Origin of the sequence: Nitrosomonas ureae, from assembly GCF_001455205.1 — a bacterium.
In the GTDB taxonomy this organism is placed as follows: Bacteria; Pseudomonadota; Gammaproteobacteria; order Burkholderiales; family Nitrosomonadaceae; genus Nitrosomonas; species Nitrosomonas ureae.
The window spans coordinates 2,454,457-2,481,138 of sequence record NZ_CP013341.1; the positions used below are offsets into that span (position 1 = coordinate 2,454,457).

Below are 26,682 nucleotides of genomic sequence, written 5' to 3' on the forward strand. Positions count from 1 at the left end.
CCCAGATAACCGGTATTAATTAAATTTTATAGCTTATTCTTTGCTTGTTTATCCAAGTTTCGCAAATAAGCTAATTTTTCTTGAATTTTTTGTTCTAGCCCGTAAGCAGTCGGTTGATAAAAATTCACTTCAGGCATTTCATCCGGGAAGTAGTTTTCACCTGCGACATAAGCCTCGGGGCAATCATGCGCGTAAATGTATGCGTTTCCATGGCCAATATCCTCCATCAATTTTGTGGGCGCATTACGTAAATGTATCGGAACACGGCGCGATTTGTCTTGGGAAACCAAGGAACGGGCTTTCTTGTAGGCTAAATAGGCAGCGTTACTTTTTGCTGCGCATGCCAAATACAAGGTAGCTTGTGCCAATGCCAACTCGCCTTCCGGCGTCCCTAGCCGTTCGTAAGTCTCACAGGCATCCAATGCCAAGCGCAAAGCACGTGGATCGGCCAGGCCGATGTCTTCAACGGCCATGCGGATCAACCTGCGTCCGATATATAGCGCATCGGCACCGCCGTCCAGCATGCGGCACAGCCAATAAAGCGCCGCATCAGGTGAAGATCCACGGACGGATTTATGCAATGCGGATATCTGATCATAAAATTCATCGCCGTCTTTATCAAAGCTGCGCACATTGCGTGATAGTGTGTTGAGGACAATATCTTTATTGATTTGTGTGATTGATTCGGTCTTAGCTGCAGTGTGAATTTGCTCCAGTAAGTTCAGTAAACGCCTAGCGTCACCATCAGCGAACTCGATCAGTAACTCCCTTGATTCATCGGAAAATTGCAAGTTATCCGGCATCAGTTTGTGGGCGCGTTCAAGTAAACTGGATAGCTCGTATTCGGATAAGGCGGTGAGGATATATACTTGAACACGTGATAACAGTGCATTGTTAATTTCAAAGGATGGGTTTTCCGTGGTCGCGCCGATGAAAGTGATCAAGCCTTGCTCTATGTGCGGTAAGAAAGCGTCTTGTTGTGATTTGTTAAAGCGGTGCACCTCATCGACAAAAAGAATGGTATGTCGATCGGTTTGTTGCAAGGCTGACCGAGCTTCTTCGATCGCATTGCGAATATCTTTGATGCCAGATAGAACGGCGGATAACGATATGAATTCACAATTGAATTCTGTGGACATGAGACGTGCCAGGGAGGTCTTTCCGGTTCCTGGCGGACCCCATAAAATCATGGAATGTGGTTTGCCCGATTCAAATGCTAAACGTAATGGTTTTCCTGTCCCGAGTAGATGGTTTTGTCCGATGACGTCGTTGAGTTGTTTAGGGCGTAACAACTCCGCCAGCGGTGCTCTTGGCGCGTTGGCCGAGAAAAGACCAAGATCATTCAGTGATGACGTCTGCATTGTCCGGAGGGATGAATTTAAATAAATCGGGGGGTAGCGTGGGGTTTTTATCTAGCTCAGAGAATGACAATAATGTCGTTTGCCCAAAATTATCCCGCAATGCCATGATCTTGAGTGCGCCCTCCGGTGAGAATCCCATCTGGATGAATTCAAAAGCGCTTTCCTTACTTTTGGGAGTTGCTTCGAGCCATTCCATTTCGTTTTGCATACCTAGCTCAACCAGTTCGAAATTATCCTCAATCGTACTGCTACCGGCGAGTAATGCGGCTGGACTGCTACCGATAGCGATGCTGAATTGGCGTATCGTTACTTGATTGAGGTCATGATCATAAAACCAGACTTGCGTGCCATTGCCAACAATCAGTTGCTCATAGGGTTCTTCATAAGCCCAGCGAAATTTTTCCGGACGCTCGAATTGCATGGTGCCGGTTGATTCTTGAATGGCACGGGAATTTTTATCGTACAGTGTTTGTGAGAATTTTGCGCGGACTGTGCGGGTTTCCTGGATGAAAGTTTTCAGGCTGTTGATAGCGGCTGCTTCAGTCAAAACAGGTATCAGACTAAGCAGAAAGAAGAAAATGGAACAGTTTAAACGCACCATAGGTTCCTTTAATGAAATGGGTGTGTAGTACCAAGTACAATTAGCTGAGAGGTGGATTATTCGTTACGTGCCGGAGCTAATACTTCCCGATTACCGTTACTTTGCATCGATGAGACCAAACCGGCTCGTTCCATATCCTCAACTAGCCGGGCTGCGCGATTATAGCCGATGCGCAAATTTCTTTGTACGAGAGAGATAGAGGCGCGGCGGGTTTTGATTACGATGGCAACTGCTTCATCATAGAGCGGATCGGCTTCACCTTCAGATGGTTTTTTAAATTCGAGTGAATTGCCGGCATCGCTTTCTTCATCATCGATCCTAAGAATTTCTTCGATATAGTTGGGTTCTCCATGTTCTTTGAGGTATTCAACTACTTTGTGAACCTCATGATCGGCGACAAAAGCACCATGAACACGTTGCGGATAGCCGCTGCCGGGCGGTAAGTACAGCATGTCACCCTGACCCAGTAAGGCTTCTGCTCCCATTTGATCGAGAATGGTGCGTGAATCAATCTTGCTCGAAACCTGAAAAGCAATCCGCGTAGGAATGTTTGCTTTAATCAAACCGGTTATCACATCGACGGAGGGACGTTGAGTTGCCAATAGCAGATGAATGCCCGATGCTCGTGCTTTTTGTGCAAGCCGGGCAATTAATTGTTCAACTTTCTTGCCGGCGACCATCATCAAATCGGCTAACTCATCGATAACCACGACAATGAGCGGCAACTCTTCTAGGTATTCCGGCTCTTCTTCAGGTAGCGCCAGTGGATTAATTACAGGCGCTTCATTTTTACTGGCTTCTTGTATTTTCTGATTGTAACCACTGAGATTGCGTACACCTAATGCAGACATCAGTTTATAACGACGCTCCATTTCGGCAACACACCAGCGCAATGCACTAGCTGCTTCACGCATATCAGTGACAACCGGCGTCAGCAAATGCGGAATACCTTCATATACCGATAATTCCAGCATTTTGGGATCAATTAGGATCAGGCGGGTCTGATCCGGCGTAGTTTTATATATAAGGCTCAGGATGACGGCATTGATCGCCACTGATTTGCCTGATCCGGTGGTTCCGGCTACCAGTGCGTGAGGCATTTTAGCCAGATCCGATACCATCGGGCGACCACTGATATCCTTGCCCAATGCAATGGTCAGCGGTGAAGCGGAATCGGCATAGACTTGTGAACTGAGAATCTCCTGGAGTCGAACAATTTGGCGTTTTGGATTGGGAATTTCGAGTCCCATGGTGGTTTTCCCCGGAATAGTTTCGACTACCCGGATGCTGGCAACTGATAGTGCACGCGCCAGATCCTTAATCAGATTAATGACTTGATTACCCTTGACTCCAATGGCCGGCTCAATTTCATAGCGAGTGATAACTGGTCCGGGGAAGGCAGCAACCACTTTAACATCGACACCAAATTCTTTGAGCTTTCGTTCAATTAGGCGAGAAGTGAATTCCAGAACTTCCTTGGATAATACTTCAAAATCTTTATCTGGTTCATCCAGAAGGTGCAGGGGAGGCAACGGTGAGTCAGGTAAATCTGAAAATAAGGAGGACTGTTTCTCTTTGACAATGCGTTGTGATTTAGTAATATTCGTCGTTGGGGGTTCGATATGCAGAATCGGATTGTTTTCAATACGTTTTTTCTCGTTCTCAATGGTTCTTTCTCGGACGTGAGAGGCAATGATACCTGCAAACTTATCCTGCTTTGTTTCCCATGTATTTTTGAGGAGTAATAATAGATTTTCAACACTCTCGCCAAGCATTTCTACAAATCGGACCCATGATAAGCCGGTAAATTGACTAAAGCCGACGGCGATGAGTATCAACAATGTCAGTGTAGCGCCCGTAAATCCCAGTATTTGGGAGAGATGATGACTGATTGTATTGCCTAGCATCCCGCCCGGCAGTAAGGGCAGTGAAATATTGAGCGAGTAAAATCTGAGCGATTCCAAGCCGCTGCTGGCTGCAAGCAATAATAAAAAACCACCAAGAGAAAGTAACAGGGAATGCCGATCAAAAATACCAACGGTATCTATTCGACGATAGCTCCATGCAATTGCAGACAGAAAGAAAGCAACCCACCACCATGCGGATGCGCCAAATAGATATAGCAATAAGTCAGCCAACCAAGCGCCGACATTCCCTCCTGCGTTATTGATTTGATTAGAATCGCCACTGTGCGACCAGCCGGCATCGCTACGGTCGTAACTAAAAAATATCAATATCAGATAAAGTGCAGCACCCATCAACATCAATAGCCCTGATTCACGCAATAACCGGGCTACTCTGGGTGGAAAAGAATGGCCGCTTGATTTTTTGGCCATTGGCTTGTTCAATAAACTCATGGATGTCTCAGAAACGTAGGGTTTTGGCTGATTGATACCTTGGATTATATAAGAGAATTTGAGGCAATTTCTTCAATGCATCAATAAATGCATTTATTTCTACAGTTAAAAAAGAATTGATTTGAGTGCGCAGAGGATGCTTTTACTTGTTTTGAGCTGGAAAAATGGGGTCAATCGTATCTCGAACGCGACAGGATGGCAGCGACGGGAGCTTTTTCTTTATTGGCAACTGCAGGCAAAGTGGAAACCTGATGTCCTCCATTCTGCTTCGAGATAAAAAGGGCATCTTCTGCACGTTTGCATAGATTAATTTTGTTATCCGCTTCTTCAAGCATCGCGATACCAATGCTTATCATGATCTTGTTTTCAGCGTTTTTATCAATGATGGAGGAGGTTTTCTTACGGATGGCTTCACATACTTTTTTAGCTTCAACCAAATCTGTTTCAGAAAATATAATAGCAAACACATTAATATCAATGCGATAGAAGAAATCGGTTATTCTGATGTTAGTCTTGATTTCTTGGGAAACTTTCTTGATAGAATTGTTTTTGTTTTTATAATCGTAATTGTCAGTAAACAACTTTAAAAGATCAATATCGATAATCGCTAAGGATAAACTTCGATTATAACGTTTGCTGCGCAGAATTTCTGTATCCAGTTCGGTTTCAAAGGCTTGGCGGTTTTTGTATCCTGTTACAGGATCAATCAGTATCTGATTCATTAACGTTGTGATATCCACATTTGCTTTTTTGATTTTAATCACCATGTATGCGGAACAAATGATCAACAACAAAGTTATTCCTCGATTAAACAATACAATATTTAATGGAGCAACCATGTGCGATGACAGAAAGAATCCCATGATGGTTAGAATGAATCCAAGCGTGGCGATTAAATAGGTAAATTGAACTCCGCTTACCCATAGGCTGGCGAATATTACCAGTGCAAAAGGTACGCCAGCAGCAACGCCTAAGGGAAGGCTTAAGTCAATGATGAAAATAGCGATCGTTGCGGCTAAGATAACAACGCAGTTAGCTTGAATGGAACATTCTTTCAGATAGAGCTTCAAGTAAGTAATTGCTGAGAAAATTTGGCTACGCATTTGTTTAAATGATCGCTAATCTAGAGATGAAGTCATAATATCAACGGATTATTGAAACCAATCTTTAAATGCTAGTTATTATAATTAGAGAAAATTATAACAAGGCTTATAACAAGGCGTTTAGTATACACATTTTTAGACGCAGCATAAAAATGTGTATACTAAACGCCTGTAAAAAGACCAGATAGTAGACGGATTATCGTAAGGAGGTTAGTCGGTTCCAAGCGAACCTTAGCTTATCAACAAAATGATTCGGGTCCCTGCAATGCGGTCATGGAGAAATTGGTGATCGCGATCAAACAATGCCCAGATGATTCCACACCCAAAAAGAAAAATCCCTGTTATTGCAAGCAAGTAACGAATAATGGCTTGTTTTTTTGTTAGGCTGCCACCATTCGCTGTCACGATGCGCATCTTCCAAGTTTGCATGGCTAATGTTTGTCCGCCATGCGTCCAAAACCAAGTGAAGTAATATCCCATGACTAAGAGTAGATAAAATTGAAATAATGGTCGGAAATAAACGGCTTGCGTATCTCGGAAAACAAGATGAAAAATGAATCCCGCAAATAACAAAACGGCTAATAGAAGAAGAAATTCATAAATCAGGCAAGTAATGCGACGCCAGAAGCCGGGTGTGGAGTAAGCCATGTTCGAATTAATTTGGATGTGATCGCATTGTCTGTTAATTAGTGCAGTGGATTTATTTATGATAAAGCCTTCTGTATTGTTTTGACAAATTATCCTGGTATTAAGCTTCAATCTAGCGATTGATAACTATTATCGTTTGCGTTATCATGCAGAACTGTGTGGTTTTGTTTTCAGTACTTAGGGTACGGAAACAGATTGTTGATGTAATGGTTACATACGAATTTGGCGAGTCAGTGCATCTGTTTGTGATAGTTTCGAGTCTTAATAAGTAAGAATTTTTCTGGGTTTGTTATTCTGTAATGCAATCATTATCTTGGAAAAATAGTGAATATTTTGAGCAGCAACAACGCCTTATTTCATTACCGGGATTGTTGTTCGTACTGATTGTGCACGCTGCTTTATTTTATTTTTTATGGAATCAGCGCTTAATTCCAGCTCCTGATCAGGTAGTTACTTTGTTCGCTGAGCTAATTGCTCCGTCAATATCACGAGCTGCCCCTGAGGCATTGCCGGAGCCCGTGCCTGTAAAACTTCAGCCAGCCAAAAAACCTGTTGTCAAACCTAAGCAAGAACGCCTTGTAGCGAAAGCCCCCGTGATTCCTAAGCAGGAGTATATCGAATCTGCTCCGGAGCCATCGCCTGCAGCAGATCTGGTTCTCAATCAAATTGGAGAATCCGGAACCTTGTCGGATTCTGCGCCAGCACAAATGCCTACCGGGCCTGTGACATTGACTTCGGAATTATCCGTTTCTTGCCCAAAATTATCTCCGCCAACGTATCCTGCCATCTCACGACGCATGGGTGAAGAAGGTAAATTGGTGTTGCGTGTAGAACTGGATGAGAGTGGGCGTATTGATGAGGCAAAAATTCTTAATAGCAGTGGCTATGAGCGTCTTGATACAGCGGCATTAACCGCGGTAAAAAGCTGGCACTGTAATCCGTCATTGCGTAATGGTCAACCGGTTCGGGCGGTAGCTTTACAACCTTTTAATTTTGTATTGCAAGGAAATTAATTCATGGAACAAGGACTTGGCTTTTCCCATTTTCTCAATCAAATTGATGAAGTGGGCATCGGCGTGTTGGTATTACTGTTGTCACTATCAATTGCGAGCTGGTATTTAATTATTACAAAAAGTATTGCAAATCTAATTGCTAAACGGCGTGTTGAGGCTTTTTTAAAACATTTCTGGAGTTATGATTCGCTCCAAACAGCTCGTGTCGAATTAAAAAATGCGGCACCGGATAATGCATTCTCTGAGCTTGCTAAAATGAGCATTGATGCGACGAGTGACTCCAAAATGCGCAGCATGCATAAATCTCTGACTGCAGAGGGGACAAGTGAATTTCTGACACGTACTTTACGCAACGGTATCGATCAGGAAGCTACGCGAGTTGAGAATGGACTAACGTTAATTGCCACAGCAGGTTCGGCAGCGCCTTATATTGGTTTGTTTGGAACGGTATGGGGAATTTATCACGCATTGATACAAATTGGACTTTCGGGGCAAGGTACTTTAGACAAGGTTGCCGGTCCTGTTGGTGAAGCATTAATCATGACGGCGCTGGGGCTGGCGGTAGCTATTCCGGCAGTGCTGGCCTACAACGCTTTTGTACGTCGTAACCGTATCTGGCTTGCGCGCTTGGAAGCTTTTGCTCACGATCTATTCGTATTGATAACGGCTGGAGATAACACCGATGCATCCATTTCTTCTTCTCCGCAATCGCGACATGAAATAGATGCGGATTCGATTGATGTTGTTATGGAAAGGGGACAATAATGGCGTTTGGAAGTATGCAGGATAGCAGTCGCCAGACGCCCATGTCAGAAATTAATGTAGTCCCGCTGGTGGATGTGATGTTGGTTTTGTTGATTATTTTTATTATTACAGCACCACTTCTGACACATTCAGTCAAGATTGATCTGCCAAAAGCGGAGAATGTTCCCAATATTATACAAACCGAACATATTGAGTTGGCTATACGTGCGGATGGTAGTCTATTCTGGAATGGCGAGCCTGAACTGTTGGAACAGTTAGCACCGCGTTTTACTGCAAAAATAACCCAGGAACCTGAAACCGAGCTACATCTTCGCGCAGATAAATTGGCGCATTATGAACATGTTGCACGGGTAATGAGCATCGCAGCCAAAGCGGGCATGACAAGAATCGGTTTTATTACAGATCCTTCGGAAAAATAAGTGTGAAACTTGTCGGATTTCTACGATGAATGGTTAACTCTGCATTAATTTGTTCACTTAGCAATTGAACGAGTTGTAGACCCAGTGTGGGCGTATCTTCAATATCTAAATCCTTGGCTATGCCAATTCCATTATCACTAATGCGCATCAACAGCTTGCTTGCGCTATGATCCTTTAAGCTAATTCGAATTGTTCCCGAATGATTCCCTGGGAAAGCATACTTTATTGCATTTGTACATAATTCGTTTAGCAACAGACCCAAAGGTATACTGATATTAATGGGAATAAGAATTTTATCAGTATTGATTTTAGTTTTTATCCTGGAAGTATCCGGGGTGTAGGAAACTAAAAGATTATTTACCAATGAGTGGATAAATGCGGAAAAATCAACTTGAGAGAAATCTTGCGATTGATACAGAATTTGATGAATAAGAGCCATCGATTTGACCCTGTTTTGACTTTCTGTTAAGACCTTGATTGCTGCAGTATCGTCATGTAAGGTTTCAGATTGCATACCTAAGAGACTGTCGATAATTTGCAGGTTGTTTTTAACTCTGTGATGAATCTCCGATAATAATAAATCTTTTTCTTTCAGAGCAGCTATAAGTTGTTCTTCCTGCTGTTTGCGCGCGGTGATATCGATAACGGAAGCCAGGACTATAATTCCTTCCGTTGTTTGGATTGGATTTAAGCCAACTTCAACCGGAAATTCTTTGCCGCTCTTGTGTACACCATGAAGATCCCGTCCATGCCCCATGGCGCGTTTACTGGGATTTTTTAGGAAATTCTTTCTCAATTCCGGGTGGTGCGAATGGTGCGATGTAGGTATGAGCATTTCTATCGGTTGTCCTATCATGTCCTGACGCAGGTAACCGAACAATTCCTCAGTCGTGGAATTGACCAACAAAATTTTTCCACTATGATCAGTCATGACCATACCATTTGGCGCTGCTTCCACGGCTAGGTTAATCATTTTTTCAGCTTGTCTGCGCTCACTGATGTCAATGATAACAGCCAGGACAAATGTGCCGTCGTTCAAGGTTTCAACGGGATTAAGCCCAACCTCGACAGGGAATTCTTTTCCATTTTTGTGCAAACCATAGAGGTCCCTGCCATGGCCCATCGGGCGAGACTTTGATTCCTTCACATAAGTAAGCCGGAGCTCAGGGTGGTTTGCACGAAATCGCCCCGGTAGCAGCATTTCAATTGGCTGTCCGATAAGTTCTTGCCGAGAATAACCGAAAACTTTTTCCGAGGCTGAATTTACCAAGACAATTTTACCTTCACCATTGACCATCACCATCCCATTAGGGGAAGCTTCCACAGCAAGGTTTACCATTTCTTCGGGATTGCTGAAATTTCTAAATCGGCTAGATGGCATATCTGGATTTTCTGATGATGAATAAAGAGTCAGGATTTTAAACTTGTAAATTGATCGGGAAAATCACGTATTAAATCGGGTATTTGTTTGGGAGAAACCGGCTTGCTGAGCCAGTAACCTTGTAATTCATTACAACCGTGGTCGAGCAAAAAAATAATCTGATCATATGTTTCGATGCCTTCAGCGGTAACTTGCAAATTAAGCTTCTGAGCTAATGCCAGAACAGCCGTTGCAATGGCGCAATCATTCTTGTCCAACGGGATTCCTTTAACAAAGCTTTGGTCAATTTTTAAGCGATGGATCGGGAGGTTTTTTAACGAACTCAGGCAGGAATAGCCTGTGCCAAAATCATCGATGGAAATGAGTATTCCCAGCTTTTTCAATTGTTCCAGGCAGGAGATATAAATTAATTCATTTTGCAAACAGGATTCTGTGATTTCCAGTTCGAGAGAATGCGCGGGGAGAGAATACTGATGCAATAATTTTGCGATAAATTTTTGCAGATTATTATCCGCGAGCTGGCGTATTGAAACATTCACTGACATGCGTAAATTATTCAAACCATCATTTCGCCACTGATGCAGTTGTTTGCATGCTTCCCTCAAGACCCAATTACCGATATCAATAATTAATCGGCTGGTTTCAGCGACGGGAATAATTTCTGCCGGCAGTAGTAGTCCTTTCTTGGGATGCTTCCAACGAATCAGAGCTTCCACTCCGATTATTTCTTCATTTATCAGAGAGAATTGTGGCTGAAAATGAAGTAAAAATTCATTATTGATCAGAGCATGATGTAATTCCCTCTCCCGTGTCAGGTGATGGACGGCTCTTTGTGTCAGACCAGGATGGTAGAAGGCGTAATTGTTACGCCCGTTGTTTTTGGCTTCGTACATTGCTGTATCCGCCATTTGCACTAAATGATCCGGATTTTCGGAGTGATGGGGATACACGCTGATGCCAATACTGCATGACGGGATTATTTCCATATTACTGAGAACGACAGGTTTCGAAATGCAATCCAATATTTTCTCGGCAATTCTAATCAAAGCATCATAAGATTCAACGTTACCCGCAATAGTAATATACTCATCACCGCTCAATCTTCCTAATGTATCGCTTTGGCGTAATACTGATAATATTCTTTGCGAAATGAGACATAGCATTGAATCGCCATTTTTGTGCCCCAAAGTATCATTAATTCGTTTGAAGTTATCCAGATCAATAAATAATATGCCCAGCAAGGATGAATCACGTGCCGCCTTTGCTATGGACTGATTAAGGCGGTCCATGATCAAAATACGATTAGGTAAATTAGTAAGGCTATCGTAATACGCAAAATGCGTTAATTGCTCCTGTGTTTCGCGGATCTTTGAAATATCCGATATCATCACTACAAACTGCTTTTCCATACCTGTCTCGACCGGAATGAGCCCGATCGTAAGCCAGATGTACATTATTTCCTTATTTCTTTTAAATGCCTTGATTTCTCCGCGCCAGCAGCCATGCGTCTCAACGCTATGCCATAAGTCCTTAAAGATATTTTCATCCAGCGATCGATGGGTAAGAAAAGGCAATTCTTTATTTTTGAGATTACATTCTTGATACTGGGTCATGGAGTAAAAAGCATTATTGGCGCAATCAACCAACTTATCCTTGTTAAGGATAATAATACCTTCCGTGGAACATTCAAAAACCGTGGCTGCCTGAGCCAGACGATCTTTTGCAAGTCGATTCTCAGTAGTTTCCTGCAAGATTCCAACAACCTGATATTGGGCAGAGCTACCATTCTCAAATGATTTGCCGTACAGCTTGTACCAGCAAATTTTCCCTGCGTCAGAGGTGACACGAAATTCTATTTCAGCTGCATAACCTCTTTTTGCACAGAGTCTATCAATGAAATCACAAACTTCTGATTTATCGCTATCGTCAATGGTGAGAAAAAAACTTTCCCAATCGGCTATGGGTTCAAGATCGCCTCTTGGGCTTTTCCCCATGAATATCTTATGTGAGGCTTTTGCCACCTCCCACGTGCCCATACGTGCTGCTTCTAATGCAAGGCGTAAGTGCTGCTCGCTTTTTTTTAACAAAATATCACTTTCGTAGCGTTCTATACTGACTTGGATGATGATATTTAATTCTCTGTCAGAAAATGGTTTTAGCAGATATCCATAGGGTTTGGTTGCTTTTGCGCGGGTTACAGTTTGTGCTTCGGAATAGGCTGTGAGATAAATTATTGGAATGCTATGTGTTTTTTGTAATATACCAGCCAACTCAATTCCATCCATACTTCCTTGAATATGGATATCCATTAAAACAATATTGGGCAGATCCTGATTCACCAGAGTTAACGCTTTCTGACCATTGGCAGCCATTCCTGTGACTTGGTAGCCTAATTTGATCAGACGTCTTTTTAAATCAAGAGCCACTATTTTTTCATCTTCGATAATCAGTATTTTGATAAATTCACTCATAGTTGCGAACCGGTTGTAAAGATTGATCGAGTTTGAATCTATTCAATATTGCTCAAGGAAAGGCTTGAGAATCGGCCTCGCTTGATTGAGCAGACCTTTTCATGCATTAAATGAAAATCTTGCGATGAATGTCTGTGCTGTTTTTTTCATTGCGGATAATTTATAGAAGTAGAACGCATTTGGTGTTTTGTCGTCAAGTGCTGTGTGTGTTCATTTGGCTGCGGAACATGCGATATTTCTCCAAACCTTGTTTCTAGCATCGCTCACGTATTCGTAAATCTGTTATCGTTGCGCTCTGGAGAGCTGCACGATTGTGTAGAGCTGGATTATTTTATTTAATCGTTCAAGCAGCTTAACCGGCTAATATAGCTTGCTTCCACTCGGTATTATAAAGTTGCATACTTCAGACTTGAATTCACCTCAGAATCAGGGTGCCAATCACGTGCAGCGAATAATATCATTGCTCTTAACTGGAGAAACAGCGTTATGACAGAACCAACGATTACATGCCCGAACTGCAAAACAGAAATCAAGCTCACTGAATCATTGGCAGCTCCGCTGATCGAATCGACGCGCAAGCAATTTGAACAACGATTGGCTCAAAAAGACAGCGAAATTATCCTGCGCGAGCAAGCGATACGTGACAAGGAAAAGCAACTGACCGAAGACAAACGCAAGCTGGAAGACCAGATAGTCAGTCAAGTGGCGGAGCAGCTGAAAGTGGAGCGTGTGCGTGTGATTGCAGAAGAATCCCGCAAAGCTAAATTGGCCAATGCCGCTGAACTGGAAAGCAAGGCGCGTGAATTGATCGAATTACAAGAAGTGCTAAAAGTCCGTGAAGAAAAGCTCGCGCAAGCGCAACTAGCGCAAGCTGAATTGATCAAGAAACAGCGAGAACTCGATGATGCCAAGCGCGAGTTGGAACTCACCGTTGCCAAGCGAGTGCAGGAGGGACTGATCGAAGCTCGTACACTTGCCAAAAAAGAAGCCGAAGAAGAGCAAAAATTCAAGGTAATGGAAAAGGAACAAACCATTGCCGCGATGCAAAAGCAGATTGAAGACCTTAAACGTAGGGCGGAGCAGGGATCGCAACAACTGCAAGGGGAAGTGCAGGAACTAGAGCTGGAGAACCTATTGCGCATGAAATTTCCTTATGATGCGATTGATCCGGTCCCCAAGGGTGAATATGGTGGGGATGTGTTGCATCGTGTTGTTGGCACAGGCGGTCAACCGTGCGGTGTCATTTTGTGGGAATTCAAGCGTACCAAAAACTGGAGCGATGCCTGGTTGGTGAAATTGCGTGATGATCAGCGTACCGCGAAGGCGGAAATCGCCATTATTGTGAGCCATAGCCTGCCAAAAGGTGTTGAAACGTTTGAATTGATTGAAGGTGTTTGGGTTACCCATCCGCGTGCCACATTGCCGGTAGCGATGATTCTGCGTCAATCCCTGTTGGAAGTTGCATTAGCGCGCCAATCATCCGAAGGCCAGCAAACCAAAACCGAAATGGTCTACCAGTATCTCACTGGCCCGCGTTTCCGTCAGCGTGTGGAAGCAATTGTCGAAGCATTTTCCACTATGCAGCAAGATCTCGAAAGGGAACGGAAGGCGATTATGAAACAATGGGCCAAACGCGAAGAACAGATTGAGCGCGTGATGACAGCGACAGTGGGCATGTACGGAGATTTGCAAGGAATTGCGGGCAGGTCGTTGCAAGAAATCGAGGGATTGGAGTTAGCTGCACTTGAAATCAAAGATACTGATTGACAAGATCAAACATATGGTGATGGCCGCTGTCAACAATGAAATCCTAAGGTTAAGCGGCTAGTGGATCTTCTTGGAATGTACATACTGAATTTAATATTCATGATTACCAACGGAAAATACTTATCGCGCTCCGGTTGTTTAATCCAGACTCATTCGCTGCGACAAAGTTAAGCAAGACTCTGTTTATGCAAGTGAAAGATTTATGAGGTATGGGTTTGGCGGTGTTCCAATTTATCATTGCTCTCGCGCTCAGTAGTGCGGGGTACTGCGCTATCTTGCTGTGATGCAGTTACTTGCGCAACATAATCTTACTATGAATATCTATACCGTGAATCTGTAATGCTTCGTTTGTCAGATCAATGCCTATGGTGGTGATATTCATGTCGAATGCCCTTTCCTGGTTACGTGGTTTTAATAGTATTTTTTTGGTATTTTGATGACGTTCAGGGTAGCGGGCGTCCCTTGCATTGCTGCAGTTTTATATAAATAGAGCCGCTGCGACTTGCCGTCCTTCTTCAACTAAAATATTATAGGTTCGGCAGCAAGCTTTTGTATCCATAATCTCAATTCCAATGCCCATTTTAGCCATTTGATTCAGTAGTGAATAGTGCGGGAATTGATGCGAGATACCTGTGCCTAGAACAACTATTTCTGGTGTATGAGGTAACAAATTTTCAAAATGCTGAATTTCCAGCTCAGAAACTGAAATAACCGGCCAGTTTTCAATCAGCCGATTCGGTAATACAATCAAATTTTTTTCATATCGTATTTGATTGACTTCCACATATTTGTCACCGTACCCAGTGAAAATATACTGATGAGAGAAATGAGCAGGGTGTAATTTCAATGCTATGCTCCATGATGATTTTGATTGTATCAAAAGCGATTATGCATGAATTGAATCAGAACACAATCAGTATTGTGCAGGTATTTGAGGACAGATTCAGGCTAATCGTCTGTTCTTTTCAGCCAGCTTTATTTCTACAAAGTTAACCAATGAACTGAGTTTCTCAAAAGTTTTGGCACTAATTTCGTCATCCTTTATTGAGATAGAGAATTTTTGCTCTAAAGCCAAGATGATCGTAACAACCGCAACTGAATCAAGCTCAGGAATATTGCCAAGTAATATTACATCCGACCCCATTGCATCAAGTCGTTTGCCTAATCCTAAGGTATCAGTCAGAATTTTTTTTATTTCAAGCGTATGGTTTATATTTATCACAGTAAAAAATTATTTGTTATTCGTTTTGCCATGTAATTAATGATTATAAATCTGATTTAAGTATTTATACGGTGATAATTTTTAGCATTTAGCGATTATGTGGAAATTAGTCTGCTGGTTATAAATTATGGCCTTATTTCAACAGTTGAATTGGGGCGGGCTAATCCGCTGATGATTCGTCCTGATTTATTGCGCACTTGAATGACTTGTCCATCAGCTGCATCAGCTAACGCTTGTCCTTCAGATTGAATATTAAATCCGCGGCCTTGGACGACTAAATTGACGGTTTGTCCCCGCAAGACTACATGAGGTGCACGTAGCATTTGTGGACGTAAGGGCTGACCGGCGGGTAAATTAGTTGCGGCAACTTTACCTACTATTAGTGAAGCATCGGTAAGTATGCCTTCGGGTAATTGTGTCAGATTGATATTCTGGGGCGCAATATCCTCATTGGTAATTATTTGCCCGGTAGCGATAGGCCGTGCGGTATGTAACACATTCGCCATCACGTTTATCTCTGCTTGTACGTAGATGGTCCAGGTTGCACTCCCGCTATTACAACGGACACCAATAGAAGTTTTTCCCCATAAACGGTTTCCTACAGGAATAAAAGGTTCCAATTGCGCACATTCTGGTAACACCAGATGTCTGTCAATTTGACCTATATTTACAGTGACGTGACCGGGCAAGCTAGCAGTATTGCTGTAGAGAAAATTCTCAATTGCATTATTTATCAGAGATATTTCTTGTCTAGGAGGAACATTTTTGTGCCGAGATGCAAGTGCAGGTGTAAAAGAAGCAAGCGCCAGGATGATTGGGCAAAGGATTAATATTGAGTAACGTGTCATAATTTTTTTATTTGCTGGGTCATTCATTTTTGCCGATGTCGGCAATTATTGCCGCTATATCCGTATATTAAGCAATTGTGAATGGATTCATGCTCAAAGATAACGTCTATTTCTTGTCTTTATTGTTACTTCGCCTATCAATCCGAGCATTTATTATAGTTGGCATGTTAAATGCTAAATGATGAATAGAAAATTATTTGATTAAGGCAATATAGAAGATGATTAATAAACTTGATAAAGAATTAAATTATCACCACACCGCGTTAAGCTTGAGGGTCGCGAGGCAAGAATTACTTTCAAGCAATGTGGCAAATGCTGATACTCCTAATTTTAAGGCAAAAGATATTGATTTTGCCAGTATGCTGCATGAAAAGCTTTCTTCTACCCCAAGCCTGAAAAAAGTAAGCCTTAATACGACATCGTTAATGCATATTAATTCATCTGTACCTGGATTATTCGGAGATAACATTCTCTATCGCGTTCCTTTACAACCTAGCGCAGATGGAAATACGGTTGATATGGATATGGAACGCACCCGGTTTGCTGATAATGCAATTAAGTACGATGCGAGTATCACTTTCTTAAGTAATGAGCTTAAAAATATATCATCAGCATTGCAGGAGAGATAAAAAATGTCATTGTTTAATGTGTTTGGTATAGCAAGCTCGGCCATGTCTGCGCAGTCACAGCGGTTGAATGTGGTGGCGAGCAATCTTTCGAATGCGGATAGTGTGACCAGTTCGACTGGAGAACCTTATCGTGGACGTCAAGTGGTTTTCAGCACATTGCGTGCGGATGCTAATGGCGCTGCGGGTGTTAAGGTTGCGGGCGTTATCCATGATCCATCGCCGATGAGGCAAGTATTTGAACCCAATCACCCATTTGCGAATACAGGCGGTTATGTGACGATGCCAAATGTCAATGTCGTTGATGAAATGGTCAATATGATGTCGGCCTCACGCTCGTATCAGAATAGTGTCGATATGATGAACACTACTAAATCTCTGTTACAAAAAACCCTGACCCTAGGTCAATAAAGGAGTATTCCATGACTTCAGTTCAAGCAGCCGATTCGCAATCAATTTCGGCGGGAACCACAGCAGGTATCACAACTAAAAAAGATGCCGAAAATCCTCAGGATCGTTTCTTGAAGCTTCTGATTACCCAAATGAAAAATCAGGATCCGCTCAAGCCATTAGATAATGCAGAAGTGACCAGCCAGTTGGCGCAAATCAGCACGGTAACTGGTATCGATAAATTAAACACAACACTGCAGCAGTTGGTTTCCAGCGCTGATGATGGCCGATCGATCGAAGCATTGGAAATGATTGGGCATAGCGCTTATGTTCCCGGCAACTCAATTAATTTTGAAGGAGAAGGTGCTATAGCCGGGATTGAATTAGCTCAATCGGTTGATAAAGCTACAGTAACGATACTCGATAGCTCGGGTATTGCAATTCGCAAAATGGAATTGGGTGTGCAACCGGCAGGTGTCAGTACTATTGCTTGGGATGGCATGACAGACAGTGGTACTAAAGCAGCTCCGGGTGATTATACCTTTGAGGTAACCGCAAAACAGGGTGATAAGGATGTAAAAGTCAACACGCTTTCATTTGGCACGGTAAATAGCGTTTCCCATGGAGAGCAGGGAACGTTTCTAGATATGGGTAATGTGTTGGGATTAGTCAGTTTATCTGACGTTAAACAGGTATTTTGATTAGGAGAGCAAGATGGGTTTTCAACAAGGTTTAAGTGGTTTAAGTGCGGCATCGACAAATCTGGATGTCGTGGGTAATAACATTGCCAATGTAAATACTGTCGGATACAAACAGTCTCAAGCTCAATTTACCGATATATTTGCAAACTCATTGGATGGAGCCGGTTCTTCGCGCACTCAAGTAGGCATTGGCGCGAGAGTAGCTACTGTTGCACAACTATTTAACCAGGGGGATATTGCGCCAACCAATAACCCATTGGATATCGCGATAAATGGCCAAGGCTTTTTTCGTATGAATGATAACGGTGTGATTAGTTATAGCCGTAATGGTCAATTCCGTCTCGATGGAAATGGATTCCTTACCGATGCGAGCGGAATAAATCTGACCGGGTATGCACCCGATGCGGATGGCAACATAAACACCGGCCAACCAACCAATCTACAATTAAGCACCAGTGATATTTCTCCAAGAGTCACATCGACTTTCAATCTGGGATTTAATTTGCCTTCAAATGCTACCGCACCCGCAGTGACCACTTTTGATGCGAATAATACTCAGAGCTTTAATGAAAAAAAATCCGGAGTGTTTTTCGATAGCTTAGGAAATGATCATGCGTTTACTTATTATTTTCAGAAATCGGGTGCATTAGCCAATACATGGGATATGTATGCGAGTGTCGATGGCGCAATTGATCCGACAGGCGTCCCTATTGGCGTTACGCTGGACGGTGCTGCTTCAGTGACCTTAACGTTTGATGATAATGGAATTCTGACTGCACCGATCGCACCTTTTAATGTGTCTGTGGATTTGGCAACCATCAATCCGACACTGGGAGCAGGCTCTCCTTTAGTTTTCGCTTTGGATCTGACTACAGCAACACAATTCGGCTCTCAATTTGGTATTAATTTAGCCCAGAGCGATGGATATGCATCGGGTCGATTGGCTGGTTTTACAACGTCTCCAGAGGGAATAATTCAAGGAAATTACAGTAATGGGCAAAATAAAACACTGGGGCAAGTTGTGTTGGCCAGTTTTGTTAATCCGCAAGGTCTCAATCCCATTGGTGATGGTCGTTGGATAGAAACGCCCAGTTCAGGACAACCATTGGTTGGACAGCCAAACTCGGGAACGTTAGGAGTGCTGCAAGCTTCTGCCGTTGAATCCGCCAATGTGGATTTAACTTCTGAATTGGTAAAAATGATTACCGCTCAGCGCATGTATCAAGCGAATGCGAAGACAATTGAAACTCAGGATGCGATTCTGCAAACGTTGGTTAATCTTTAGTTTTTTCATTACAGTTGAGTAAAAATCCATGGATCGACTTATTTATACATCGATGACCGGTGCAAACCATACGCTGAATCAACAGGCAACGGTAGCGCACAATCTCGCTAATGCATCAACTACGGGCTATCGCTCTGAAACCAATGCATTTCGTGCGATCCCTTTATTTGGCGATGGATTGCCGACACGCGCTTTTGTGGTGGACTCAACGACGGGTTCCGATTTCACTACCGGCCCACTAGAGACTACTGGGCGTGATCTTGATGTTGCTATTCGTGGTCCTGGTTGGATTTCCGTGCAACTTGATAATGGTGAAGAGGCATATACCCGTAATGGTAGTTTGCAAGTCGGTCCGAATGGTTTGCTGTTAACCCAGAATGGCTTGAAAGTTAAAGGTGACACGGGAGTTATTTCTGTTCCACCGGAAACGCGCATTACTATCGGTGTGGATGGAACGGTATCAACAGTTCCGCTTAATGCGTTGCCAAATACTGTGGCTATAGTCGGGCGAATTAAGTTGGTCAATCCTCCGGAGGAGAATCTTGTAAAGGGTGCCGATGGTTTGTTTCGTCAAAAAGATGGTAAAGAAGCACTCGTTGATGCCAGAGTTCGACTGATCGACGGAACACTGGAAGGCAGTAATGTGAATGTCGTGCATGAGATGGTCAGCATGATTGCTTTAGCTCGTCAGTTCGATATGCAAATGAAGATGCTGGAGAATGCAGAGCGCAATGCACAGCAGGCTAGTCAAATTATGCTTGTAAGAGCCTAGAAACAGTAAATTGAAAGGATTAATCAAATGATACGTTCATTATGGATTTCCAAAACGGGTTTAGAAGCACAGCAGACCAAATTGGATGTGATTGCTAATAATTTGGCGAATGTCAATACCAATGGCTTTAAGCGATCTCGTGCAGTGTTTGAAGATTTAATGTATCAAACATTGCGACAACCGGGTGCTCAATCCTCGCAACAAACTCAATTACCTTCCGGCTTGCAGCTTGGCACAGGCGTTAAACCAGTGGCAACTGAAAGTATATTTACTCAGGGAATAATACAGCCGACTGATAATCCTCGCGATGTTGCAATCCGAGGGCTGGGTTTTTTTCAGGTTTTAATGCCTGATGGTACAACCGCCTATACTCGTGATGGAGCATTCCAATTGGACCTTAACGGTCAACTTGTAACCTCCAGCGGATATATGGTGCAGCCGGCAATTGTTGTTCCACCTAATACCCAGACTGTCACGGTAGGGCGAGATGGTACGGTATCTGCAACGGTGCCTGGCTCCAATGTACCCATACAACTGGGTAATATCCAATTGGCAAGCTTCATCAATCCATCCGGATTACAGAAAATGGGGGAGAACCTGTATATGGAAACCGCATCCAGCGGAACGCCCAATCAGAATGCGCCTGGAACGAATGGATTGGGGATTCTGGATCAGGGTTTCGTCGAAACTTCAAATGTAAGTGTAGTGGAGGAATTGGTTAATATGATTCAAACGCAACGGGCTTATGAAATGAATTCCAAGTCTATTGAGACATCCGATCAAATGCTGCAAAAACTAGCGCAACTATAATCGGTTAATTACGGGAGTAATAGAATGGTTAACTGCCAGCCGTTGATAGGTAATAAATATCTTTTCGCATATATATTGATGTTTTTTATGCTTGCATCGGGTTGTACAACCACGCCATCAACAGTTACTCATCAACCTAATTCCTTACGACCAGCTCATCAAAGCTTGGCGGTTATTCAGCCTAATGGTTCTATTTTGCAAGCCCTAAATAGTACGACGAATGGTGTTCGTTATACCCCCTTATTTGAAGATCGCCGCGCAAGAAGTGTTGGCGATACGATCATTGTTACTTTGAATGAACGAACAAATGCAAGTAAGAGCTCAGGAAGTAATGTAGATCGCTCAGGAAGTATTGATTTCTCGGTTCCCAGTCTTCTTGGAATACCCTTAGGTTTATTAAAAAAACATGCCACTGTTGAAGCTAAATCCAACAATAGTTTTGATGGCGGTGGTGAGAGTTCCAGCAAAAATGATTTTAAAGGAACGATTACAGTAACAGTGATTGAGGCATTGCCAAATGGAAATCTGGTGGTCAGTGGTGAAAAACAGATTGGGATAAACCAAGGGCAAGAATTCATCAGGCTTTCCGGAGTGGTCAATCCAATCCATGTTATGGGAAACACCATATCATCGACGCAGATAGCTGATGCGCGCATTGAATATCGTGCTAATGGCTATATTGATGAAGCTCAGACGATGGGGTGGTTATCGCGCTTTTTTCTGAATGCGACGCCTTTTTGATTATTTTGATACGTATATTCGATTTTCTGAAAAGTACATAACATTATGAAAATTTTGCACATGATTATTCAAAGTTTGCTGATGATATGCTTATTTCTACCGGGCATAAGTCTGGCGGATCGAATAAAGGACTTAGCATCGATTCAGGGGGTCCGTAACAATCAATTGATAGGTTATGGGTTAGTAGTCGGCTTAGATGGAAGTGGTGATATGACTACCCAGACGCCATTTACGGTACAAAGCATTATCAGCATGTTGGGTCAGTTAGGGGTTAATTTACCGCCTGGAACCAATTTACAGTTAAGAAATGTTGCCGTTGTAATGGTGACAGCAACACTGCCTGCGTTTACCAAAACCGGGCAGCATATCGATGTTACGGTATCGTCCATGGGAAATGCAAAAAGTTTGCGTGGCGGAACGTTGCTAATGACTCCACTAAAAGGGGCTGATAATCAGGTTTATGCAATGGCACAAGGAAGTGTTTTGGTAGGTGGCATCGGAGCCGCTGCCGGGGGAAGTAGTGTGCAGGTTAATCATCTCAGCGTGGGAAGAATCTCCGGAGGAGGTATAGTCGAGCGTGAGATTCCAACGGTTGTAGGGCAGGGGGACTATATTAATCTTGAGCTGAATTCAACCGACTTTACAACGGTGAATCGAATCGTAGATGCCATTAATTCATTTTACCCGGCTTCTGCCGTTGCGGTTGATGGACGTGTCGTCCAAGTGAAAGCGCCTGCTGATACTAGTCAGAGAATCATGTTTATTTCCCAGATTGAGAGCATGGATGTGGTTCCCGCTAAAGCAACAGCAAAAGTTATTGTTAATTCCCGCACCGGATCTATTGTAATGAATCAATCGGTGACGCTGGAAACAAGCGCAATTGCGCATGGCAATTTATCAATCATTATCAATACAGAGCCTGTAATTAGCCAACCGGGTCCATTCGCACAACGGGGAGAAACTGTTGTCACGCAGCGGTCTCAAGTTGAGATACGTACTGACGAAGGAAATTTAATGCTGTTGCCAAATGGAGCTGATCTTGGCGAAGTTGTTAAAGCGTTAACAGCGATTGGTGCAACAACACAAGATTTATTGTCCATTTTGCAAGCACTAAAAGCTGCAGGTTCGTTGCGTGCAGATTTGGAAATTATTTAACCCAGAAGAATATACATAATGATATCAGCGGATATTTCAAGCAAGCTTGCGGTTGATGCCAAAAGCATTGATGATTTGCATCTGATGGCAAAGAGAGATCCGCAACAGGCTTTACATAAGGCGGCGCAGCAATTTGAAGCACTATTTATGAATATGTTACTTAAAAGCATGCGGGAAGCGACTCCTAAAGATGGAATGTTTGATAGCCAACAAACGCAGTTTTTTACACAAATGTATGACCAACAGCTTGCTCAGCACCTGTCAACCAAAGGCATTGGTATCGCTAATATATTAGTAAAACAATTAGGTAGAGCCGATGGTCCGATTGAACCACAGACTTCAATAAGTCAGGCCGACGCTATTTTGTCTTCTATAAGTGCCGTTAATCCGCCATCACCCCTAAAAAATGGACACCCCGGCGATATATCCGGTCAATTGTGGCCTAGCGTGCAGAATTCGAAGAAAACAGAAAAAATGACTTCATCGAATGAAGTTTTTATAACACCCATTCAAATCGAATCACAGCTGACGAAATCGTTCAATCGCTCAACGGATTTTATCAATATGCTTATGCCACATGCAAAGACTGCCTCTCAATCAACGGGTATTCCTTCTCATTTTATGCTGGCTCAAGCAGCTCTTGAGAGTGGTTGGGGCAAACATGAGATTCGTCGTGCTGACAATAGCCCGAGTTACAATCTGTTCGGTATTAAAGCCGGCACAAGTTGGAAAGGCGACACTGTAGAGAAAGTAACTACTGAATATATTAATGGTATACCGCAAAAGATCGTAGATAAATTTCGTGCTTATAACTCCTATGCGGAAGGGTTTAACGATTATGCTAGATTGTTATTGGATAATCCACGTTATGCCAAAGTCTTGGAATCTTCTGATTTTGCGGCATTTGCAACGGGTTTGCAGCGGGCGGGTTATGCTACCGATCCAAAATATGCCGAGAAGCTGATTCGAATAATTAACAGTGAAGCAATGCAGAATCGTGAATTCATTTGACAACGAAAATCTTTTAATTCTTTTATCAACTTACCGATATCGCTATTAGAAATCAAATAAAATTAAAGGTCGGCATATAAACTATGGGAAATGGTATTCTTGACATTGGGATTTCTGGTTTACTAACTGCGCAAAATCAGTTACTAACAACCAGCCATAATATCAGTAATGTGGCTACTCCCGGATATAATCGCCAGCAGGTCATACTGAACACCAATACACCACAATCATCGGGGGCCGGATTTGTTGGGCGCGGTGTTCACTCAACGACAGTTCAACGTATATACAACCAGTTTCTTGTTAACCAATCCTTACAGATCCAAACACAAAGCCAATCGCTAGATAGTCATTTTGCACAAATTAAGCAATTAGACGATATGCTGGGAGACACTACTTCGGGACTCTCTCCAGCACTCCAAAATTTTTTTAGTGCGCTGCAAGATGTTGCATCAAATCCATCTGTGATTCCATCACGCCAAGCCATGATAAGTAATGGTGAAGCGCTCGCGGCGCGCTTCCAAAGTATGGATCAGCGCATGTCACAAATGAGAGAAGGTATTAACGCGCAAGTTACCAGTCTTGTCGTTGAGGTAAATTCTTTGGCGGTTCAGCTAGCCGAAATAAATCAACAAATTACACTGGCAGAAGGTGCATCCGGCGGACAGCCCGCTAATGATATGCTTGATCAGCGTGATGAACTTATCAATCGGTTAAGTAAGTTAATCAATACGGATACCATCCGGGAAAGTAATGGAAGTGTAAGTATTTTTGTGGGGAATGGGCAAGCATTGGTTGTTGGAAGTCAGGTACTGTCGTTAAAGGCGATCCAATCACCTGACGATCCGAGCGATCTAACCTTAGGTCTCATCTCTAGGAATAATACTATTCAGATTAATGAGGATCAGGTTACCGGTGGGGTTTTAGGAGGGCTTTTGTCCTTTAGAAGCGAAACGCTTGATAGTGCACAAAATGCCTTAGGAAGAATTGCCATTACGTTAGCGCAGAGTTTCAATGAGCAACATCAGTTAGGCGTGGATCTTAATGGTAATATGGGGGTAAATTTCTTCACTGTTCCATCGCCCAAGGTAATTTCAGCATTAACCAATAATCCGGCTTCTAATATTACTGCAAGCATAAGCGATCACGGTGCCTTAACTACGAGTGATTATCAATTCTCATACGATGGCACTAACTATACATTAACGAGATTATCGGATAATACTTCGGTAAGTACCTTAGTTGCTCCATCAGGGGGAGCGCCATTAATACTTGATGGTATTTCTGTTACCGGAGCAACTATTCTTACAAATGAGAGATTCCGAATACAACCTACTGTAAATGGCGCGAAAGATATCGCGGTAAATATTGCCGACACAACCAAAATTGCTGCAGCGGCACCTAATCGTACCAATGCAGCAGTAACAAATACCGGTACCGGGAAGATCAGTGCCGGAACTGTAAATCCCTTGCCTCTGGATCCCGATCTTCAGCAACCGCTAACTATAACATTTCATACGCCATACGATGGTCAATATGATGTGACGGGTACCGGTGCCGGGTTACCAGCCACCAATCAAGCATATACTGAAGGAGCTGATATTAGTTTCAATGGTTACACTTTTCAAATTAGTGGCAGCCCTGCTGCGGGAGATATTTTTACAATTACGCCTAATCTTAACGGCTCTGCCGATAATCGGAATGCATTGTTGCTGGGTGCCTTACAGACTAAAAATACTGTGGAGAATGGTACAGCATCATACCAGTCTGCTTATGGACAGCTTGTCAGTCAGATTGGTAATAAAACGCGAGAATTGGAAGTGACCAGTAAGTCACAAGCTAATTTCCTAGCACAAATTGAAAATACTATACAGTCCACATCAGGTGTTAATCTGGATGAAGAAGCTGCCAATTTAATGCGCTTTCAGCAAGCTTACCAAGCTGCAAGTAAGATCATTGAAATGAGCAATACACTGTTTGATTCAATTCTTCGTATCCGTTAATGTATTTCTAAGCTGAGGGTCATACCATGCGCGTCAGTACACAAACAATTCATGAAACCGGGACTAATTTGATGCTCCAGAACCAGGGCAACTTAGTTAAGACCCAACAGCAACTATCTACCGGTAAACGAATCCTGACACCTTCAGATGATCCAATTGCTGCGGCACAGGCGTTGAATGTTACACAAGCAGCAGCACTGAATAAACAATTTTCTGTTAATCGTGCCAGTGCAAGCTCCTCATTGGGGCTGGAAGAGAATGTACTCAAGCAAGTAACTTCGATTCTTCAGAGCGTGCATAACTCAGCGGTTTATGCGGGAAATTCGACGCTAAACGATGCGGATAAGAAGATCCTTGCTACGGAATTGCGTGGTAAGTTTGATTCATTAGTGGGTTTAGCCAATACCACGGATGAGAATGGACAATTCTTATTTTCGGGATATCAGGCTAATACAAAGCCTTTTGTGCAAACGGGTCTTAATGTGCAGTATGCGGGAGATCAGGGACAGAGAATGAATCAAGTTGGATCGGCACGCCAACTTCCTGTCAGCGATTCTGGCATCGATGTTTTTGAGCGTATAAGGGACGGAAACGGTATTTTCTCAACCGCAGCCGATTCATTAAACAATGGTACTGGTATCATCGACAAGGGATCAGTGATCGTACCAGCTGATCTTACAGGTGCTAATTACGAGATTAATTTTACTGTTGCAGCGGGTGTAACAACTTATGACATTGTAAACGTAACCACAGGGTCGGCGGTTTCGTCAGGTAATCCTTACACCAGTGACAGTGCGATCAGTTTTGACGGAATACAATTGAGTATTACTGGAGATCCGGCGAATGGAGATAGATTTACAGTTTCTCCAAGCAGTAATCAAAGTATTTTTGAAACTGTGAGCGACTTGATTACGGCGCTCGAAACACCATCCAGCAGTCAACCGGGAAGCACGCGATTGTCAAATAGCTTAAATACAGCGCTTCAAAATATTAACAACAGTTTGGAGCATGTACTTACAAAGCAGTCCGCTATTGGAGCTCGGATGAATGAAATAGACAGCTTGGAAAGCGTTGGTGATGATCAAAATATTCAATTTGAAAAATTACTTTCTGATTTGCAAGATGCTGATCTGTCGAAGGTAATTTCAGATTTTCAAAGACAGCAACTGTATCTCCAAGCTGCACAACAATCTTATATTAAAATTTCCGGGTTATCCTTGTTCAATTATATTTGA

25 protein-coding genes are annotated in these 26,682 nt (G+C 42.9%); 15 read left to right on the forward strand and 10 right to left on the reverse strand.

Annotated elements, in window-relative coordinates; translation table 11 throughout:
- Positions 1 to 26: 26 nt before the first annotated feature.
- The 5 genes from ATY38_RS11315 to ATY38_RS11335 form a co-directional block, all read right to left on the reverse strand.
- Positions 27 to 1,361 (reverse strand): replication-associated recombination protein A, encoded by a 1,335-nt coding sequence (locus ATY38_RS11315; protein WP_143023469.1) that lies wholly within the window; start codon positions 1,359 to 1,361, stop codon positions 27 to 29.
- Positions 1,339 to 1,962: an outer membrane lipoprotein periplasmic chaperone LolA gene (gene lolA, locus ATY38_RS11320; protein ID WP_062559397.1), complete on the reverse strand. Its 624-nt coding sequence runs from the start codon at positions 1,960 to 1,962 to the stop codon at positions 1,339 to 1,341. The genes ATY38_RS11315 and lolA overlap by 23 nt, the downstream gene beginning before the upstream one ends.
- Positions 1,963 to 2,018: 56 nt before the next feature.
- On the reverse strand, positions 2,019 to 4,319 hold the full coding sequence (locus tag ATY38_RS11325; RefSeq protein ID WP_062559398.1) for a DNA translocase FtsK: 2,301 nt from the start codon (positions 4,317 to 4,319) through the stop codon (positions 2,019 to 2,021).
- A 170-nt stretch (positions 4,320 to 4,489) separates the two neighbouring features.
- Positions 4,490 to 5,422 (reverse strand): GGDEF domain-containing protein, encoded by a 933-nt coding sequence (locus ATY38_RS11330; protein ID WP_062559399.1) that lies wholly within the window; start codon positions 5,420 to 5,422, stop codon positions 4,490 to 4,492.
- Between the two features lie 231 nt (positions 5,423 to 5,653).
- Positions 5,654 to 6,070 (reverse strand): RDD family protein, encoded by a 417-nt coding sequence (locus ATY38_RS11335; protein WP_062559400.1) that lies wholly within the window; start codon positions 6,068 to 6,070, stop codon positions 5,654 to 5,656.
- A gap of 299 nt (positions 6,071 to 6,369) precedes the next feature.
- Here ATY38_RS11335 and ATY38_RS11340 point away from each other — a divergent pair, with 299 nt between their 5' ends.
- From ATY38_RS11340 to ATY38_RS11350, 3 genes are read left to right on the forward strand one after another with little or no spacing between them, the layout of a single operon-like run.
- On the forward strand, positions 6,370 to 7,083 hold the full coding sequence (locus ATY38_RS11340; protein ID WP_062559401.1) for an energy transducer TonB: 714 nt from the start codon (positions 6,370 to 6,372) through the stop codon (positions 7,081 to 7,083).
- Between the two features lie 3 nt (positions 7,084 to 7,086).
- Complete coding sequence (locus ATY38_RS11345) at positions 7,087 to 7,848, forward strand: MotA/TolQ/ExbB proton channel family protein (RefSeq protein WP_062559402.1); 762 nt, start codon at positions 7,087 to 7,089, stop codon at positions 7,846 to 7,848.
- A complete protein-coding gene (locus ATY38_RS11350; protein ID WP_062559403.1) occupies positions 7,848 to 8,267 on the forward strand; it encodes an ExbD/TolR family protein in 420 nt (139 codons plus the stop codon). The genes ATY38_RS11345 and ATY38_RS11350 overlap by 1 nt, the downstream gene beginning before the upstream one ends.
- On the opposite strand, the gene ATY38_RS11355 is transcribed toward ATY38_RS11350, so the two are convergent.
- Together ATY38_RS11355 and ATY38_RS11360 are read right to left on the reverse strand one after the other, a co-directional pair.
- Entirely contained in the window at positions 8,245 to 9,648 is a 1,404-nt protein-coding gene (locus ATY38_RS11355; protein ID WP_062559404.1) for a sensor histidine kinase, read from the reverse strand. The genes ATY38_RS11350 and ATY38_RS11355 overlap by 23 nt on opposite strands.
- Positions 9,649 to 9,677: 29 nt before the next feature.
- A complete protein-coding gene (locus tag ATY38_RS11360) occupies positions 9,678 to 12,119 on the reverse strand; it encodes an EAL domain-containing protein (RefSeq protein ID WP_062559405.1) in 2,442 nt (813 codons plus the stop codon).
- Positions 12,120 to 12,605: 486 nt separating this feature from the next.
- Between ATY38_RS11360 and ATY38_RS11365 the strand changes: the two genes are divergently transcribed.
- Positions 12,606 to 13,886, forward strand: a complete 1,281-nt coding sequence (locus ATY38_RS11365; protein ID WP_062559406.1) for a DUF2130 domain-containing protein — start codon at positions 12,606 to 12,608, stop codon at positions 13,884 to 13,886.
- 478 nt (positions 13,887 to 14,364) lie between these two features.
- Here ATY38_RS11365 and ATY38_RS11370 read toward each other — a convergent pair whose 3' ends face one another.
- From ATY38_RS11370 to flgA, 3 genes are all read right to left on the reverse strand, one after another.
- Complete coding sequence (locus tag ATY38_RS11370; RefSeq protein ID WP_062559407.1) at positions 14,365 to 14,733, reverse strand: Mth938-like domain-containing protein; 369 nt, start codon at positions 14,731 to 14,733, stop codon at positions 14,365 to 14,367.
- 96 nt (positions 14,734 to 14,829) lie between these two features.
- Positions 14,830 to 15,108, reverse strand: coding sequence for a phosphopantetheine-binding protein (locus tag ATY38_RS11375; RefSeq protein WP_082633034.1), 279 nt, complete (start codon positions 15,106 to 15,108; stop codon positions 14,830 to 14,832).
- 125 nt (positions 15,109 to 15,233) lie between these two features.
- Positions 15,234 to 15,956, reverse strand: coding sequence for a flagellar basal body P-ring formation chaperone FlgA (gene flgA, locus ATY38_RS11380; RefSeq protein WP_235590273.1), 723 nt, complete (start codon positions 15,954 to 15,956; stop codon positions 15,234 to 15,236).
- 218 nt (positions 15,957 to 16,174) lie between these two features.
- Here flgA and flgB point away from each other — a divergent pair, with 218 nt between their 5' ends.
- The 11 genes from flgB to flgL all read left to right on the forward strand — a co-directional run bounded on the left by flgB (position 16,175) and on the right by flgL (position 26,682).
- Complete coding sequence (gene flgB, locus ATY38_RS11385) at positions 16,175 to 16,585, forward strand: flagellar basal body rod protein FlgB (protein WP_062559409.1); 411 nt, start codon at positions 16,175 to 16,177, stop codon at positions 16,583 to 16,585.
- Positions 16,586 to 16,588: 3 nt separating this feature from the next.
- A complete protein-coding gene (gene flgC / locus ATY38_RS11390; RefSeq protein WP_062559410.1) occupies positions 16,589 to 16,993 on the forward strand; it encodes a flagellar basal body rod protein FlgC in 405 nt (134 codons plus the stop codon).
- 11 nt (positions 16,994 to 17,004) lie between these two features.
- Complete coding sequence (locus tag ATY38_RS11395) at positions 17,005 to 17,673, forward strand: flagellar hook assembly protein FlgD (RefSeq protein ID WP_062559411.1); 669 nt, start codon at positions 17,005 to 17,007, stop codon at positions 17,671 to 17,673.
- 13 nt (positions 17,674 to 17,686) lie between these two features.
- Positions 17,687 to 18,958: a flagellar hook protein FlgE gene (gene flgE, locus ATY38_RS11400; RefSeq protein WP_062559412.1), complete on the forward strand. Its 1,272-nt coding sequence runs from the start codon at positions 17,687 to 17,689 to the stop codon at positions 18,956 to 18,958.
- A gap of 28 nt (positions 18,959 to 18,986) precedes the next feature.
- A complete protein-coding gene (flgF, locus tag ATY38_RS11405; RefSeq protein ID WP_062559413.1) occupies positions 18,987 to 19,730 on the forward strand; it encodes a flagellar basal-body rod protein FlgF in 744 nt (247 codons plus the stop codon).
- Between the two features lie 27 nt (positions 19,731 to 19,757).
- Positions 19,758 to 20,540, forward strand: a complete 783-nt coding sequence (gene flgG, locus ATY38_RS11410) for a flagellar basal-body rod protein FlgG (RefSeq protein ID WP_013647644.1) — start codon at positions 19,758 to 19,760, stop codon at positions 20,538 to 20,540.
- Between the two features lie 24 nt (positions 20,541 to 20,564).
- Complete coding sequence (locus tag ATY38_RS11415; protein ID WP_062559414.1) at positions 20,565 to 21,281, forward strand: flagellar basal body L-ring protein FlgH; 717 nt, start codon at positions 20,565 to 20,567, stop codon at positions 21,279 to 21,281.
- Between the two features lie 45 nt (positions 21,282 to 21,326).
- A complete protein-coding gene (locus ATY38_RS11420) occupies positions 21,327 to 22,436 on the forward strand; it encodes a flagellar basal body P-ring protein FlgI (protein ID WP_062559415.1) in 1,110 nt (369 codons plus the stop codon).
- A 15-nt stretch (positions 22,437 to 22,451) separates the two neighbouring features.
- The gene (gene flgJ, locus ATY38_RS11425; RefSeq protein WP_062559416.1) at positions 22,452 to 23,447 is read left to right on the forward strand and encodes a flagellar assembly peptidoglycan hydrolase FlgJ; all 996 of its coding nucleotides are present in this window, start codon (positions 22,452 to 22,454) and stop codon (positions 23,445 to 23,447) included.
- Between the two features lie 83 nt (positions 23,448 to 23,530).
- Positions 23,531 to 25,447, forward strand: coding sequence for a flagellar hook-associated protein FlgK (gene flgK, locus ATY38_RS11430; protein WP_062559417.1), 1,917 nt, complete (start codon positions 23,531 to 23,533; stop codon positions 25,445 to 25,447).
- 26 nt (positions 25,448 to 25,473) lie between these two features.
- Positions 25,474 to 26,682: a flagellar hook-associated protein FlgL gene (flgL, locus tag ATY38_RS11435; protein ID WP_062559418.1), complete on the forward strand. Its 1,209-nt coding sequence runs from the start codon at positions 25,474 to 25,476 to the stop codon at positions 26,680 to 26,682.

What these genes read in the sequence shown, in the direction of transcription:
- flgA (WP_235590273.1), bottom strand. Translation starts at nt 15,956, where the DNA reads ATGACACGTTACTCAATATTAATCCTTTGCCCAATCATCCTGGCGCTT.
- ATY38_RS11330 (WP_062559399.1), bottom strand. Translation starts at nt 5,422, where the DNA reads ATGCGTAGCCAAATTTTCTCAGCAATTACTTACTTGAAGCTCTATCTG.
- lolA (WP_062559397.1), bottom strand. Translation starts at nt 1,962, where the DNA reads ATGGTGCGTTTAAACTGTTCCATTTTCTTCTTTCTGCTTAGTCTGATA.
- ATY38_RS11415 (WP_062559414.1), top strand. Translation starts at nt 20,565, where the DNA reads ATGGTTAACTGCCAGCCGTTGATAGGTAATAAATATCTTTTCGCATAT.
- ATY38_RS11355 (WP_062559404.1), bottom strand. Translation starts at nt 9,648, where the DNA reads ATGCCATCTAGCCGATTTAGAAATTTCAGCAATCCCGAAGAAATGGTA.
- ATY38_RS11365 (WP_062559406.1), top strand. Translation starts at nt 12,606, where the DNA reads ATGACAGAACCAACGATTACATGCCCGAACTGCAAAACAGAAATCAAG.
- ATY38_RS11340 (WP_062559401.1), top strand. Translation starts at nt 6,370, where the DNA reads ATGCAATCATTATCTTGGAAAAATAGTGAATATTTTGAGCAGCAACAA.
- flgE (WP_062559412.1), top strand. Translation starts at nt 17,687, where the DNA reads ATGGGTTTTCAACAAGGTTTAAGTGGTTTAAGTGCGGCATCGACAAAT.
- flgL (WP_062559418.1), top strand. Translation starts at nt 25,474, where the DNA reads ATGCGCGTCAGTACACAAACAATTCATGAAACCGGGACTAATTTGATG.
- ATY38_RS11395 (WP_062559411.1), top strand. Translation starts at nt 17,005, where the DNA reads ATGACTTCAGTTCAAGCAGCCGATTCGCAATCAATTTCGGCGGGAACC.
- flgG (WP_013647644.1), top strand. Translation starts at nt 19,758, where the DNA reads ATGATACGTTCATTATGGATTTCCAAAACGGGTTTAGAAGCACAGCAG.
- ATY38_RS11360 (WP_062559405.1), bottom strand. Translation starts at nt 12,119, where the DNA reads ATGAGTGAATTTATCAAAATACTGATTATCGAAGATGAAAAAATAGTG.
- ATY38_RS11335 (WP_062559400.1), bottom strand. Translation starts at nt 6,070, where the DNA reads ATGGCTTACTCCACACCCGGCTTCTGGCGTCGCATTACTTGCCTGATT.
- ATY38_RS11345 (WP_062559402.1), top strand. Translation starts at nt 7,087, where the DNA reads ATGGAACAAGGACTTGGCTTTTCCCATTTTCTCAATCAAATTGATGAA.
- flgB (WP_062559409.1), top strand. Translation starts at nt 16,175, where the DNA reads ATGATTAATAAACTTGATAAAGAATTAAATTATCACCACACCGCGTTA.
- ATY38_RS11315 (WP_143023469.1), bottom strand. Translation starts at nt 1,361, where the DNA reads ATGCAGACGTCATCACTGAATGATCTTGGTCTTTTCTCGGCCAACGCG.
- flgC (WP_062559410.1), top strand. Translation starts at nt 16,589, where the DNA reads ATGTCATTGTTTAATGTGTTTGGTATAGCAAGCTCGGCCATGTCTGCG.
- flgF (WP_062559413.1), top strand. Translation starts at nt 18,987, where the DNA reads ATGGATCGACTTATTTATACATCGATGACCGGTGCAAACCATACGCTG.
- ATY38_RS11420 (WP_062559415.1), top strand. Translation starts at nt 21,327, where the DNA reads ATGAAAATTTTGCACATGATTATTCAAAGTTTGCTGATGATATGCTTA.
- ATY38_RS11350 (WP_062559403.1), top strand. Translation starts at nt 7,848, where the DNA reads ATGGCGTTTGGAAGTATGCAGGATAGCAGTCGCCAGACGCCCATGTCA.
- flgK (WP_062559417.1), top strand. Translation starts at nt 23,531, where the DNA reads ATGGGAAATGGTATTCTTGACATTGGGATTTCTGGTTTACTAACTGCG.
- ATY38_RS11325 (WP_062559398.1), bottom strand. Translation starts at nt 4,319, where the DNA reads ATGAGTTTATTGAACAAGCCAATGGCCAAAAAATCAAGCGGCCATTCT.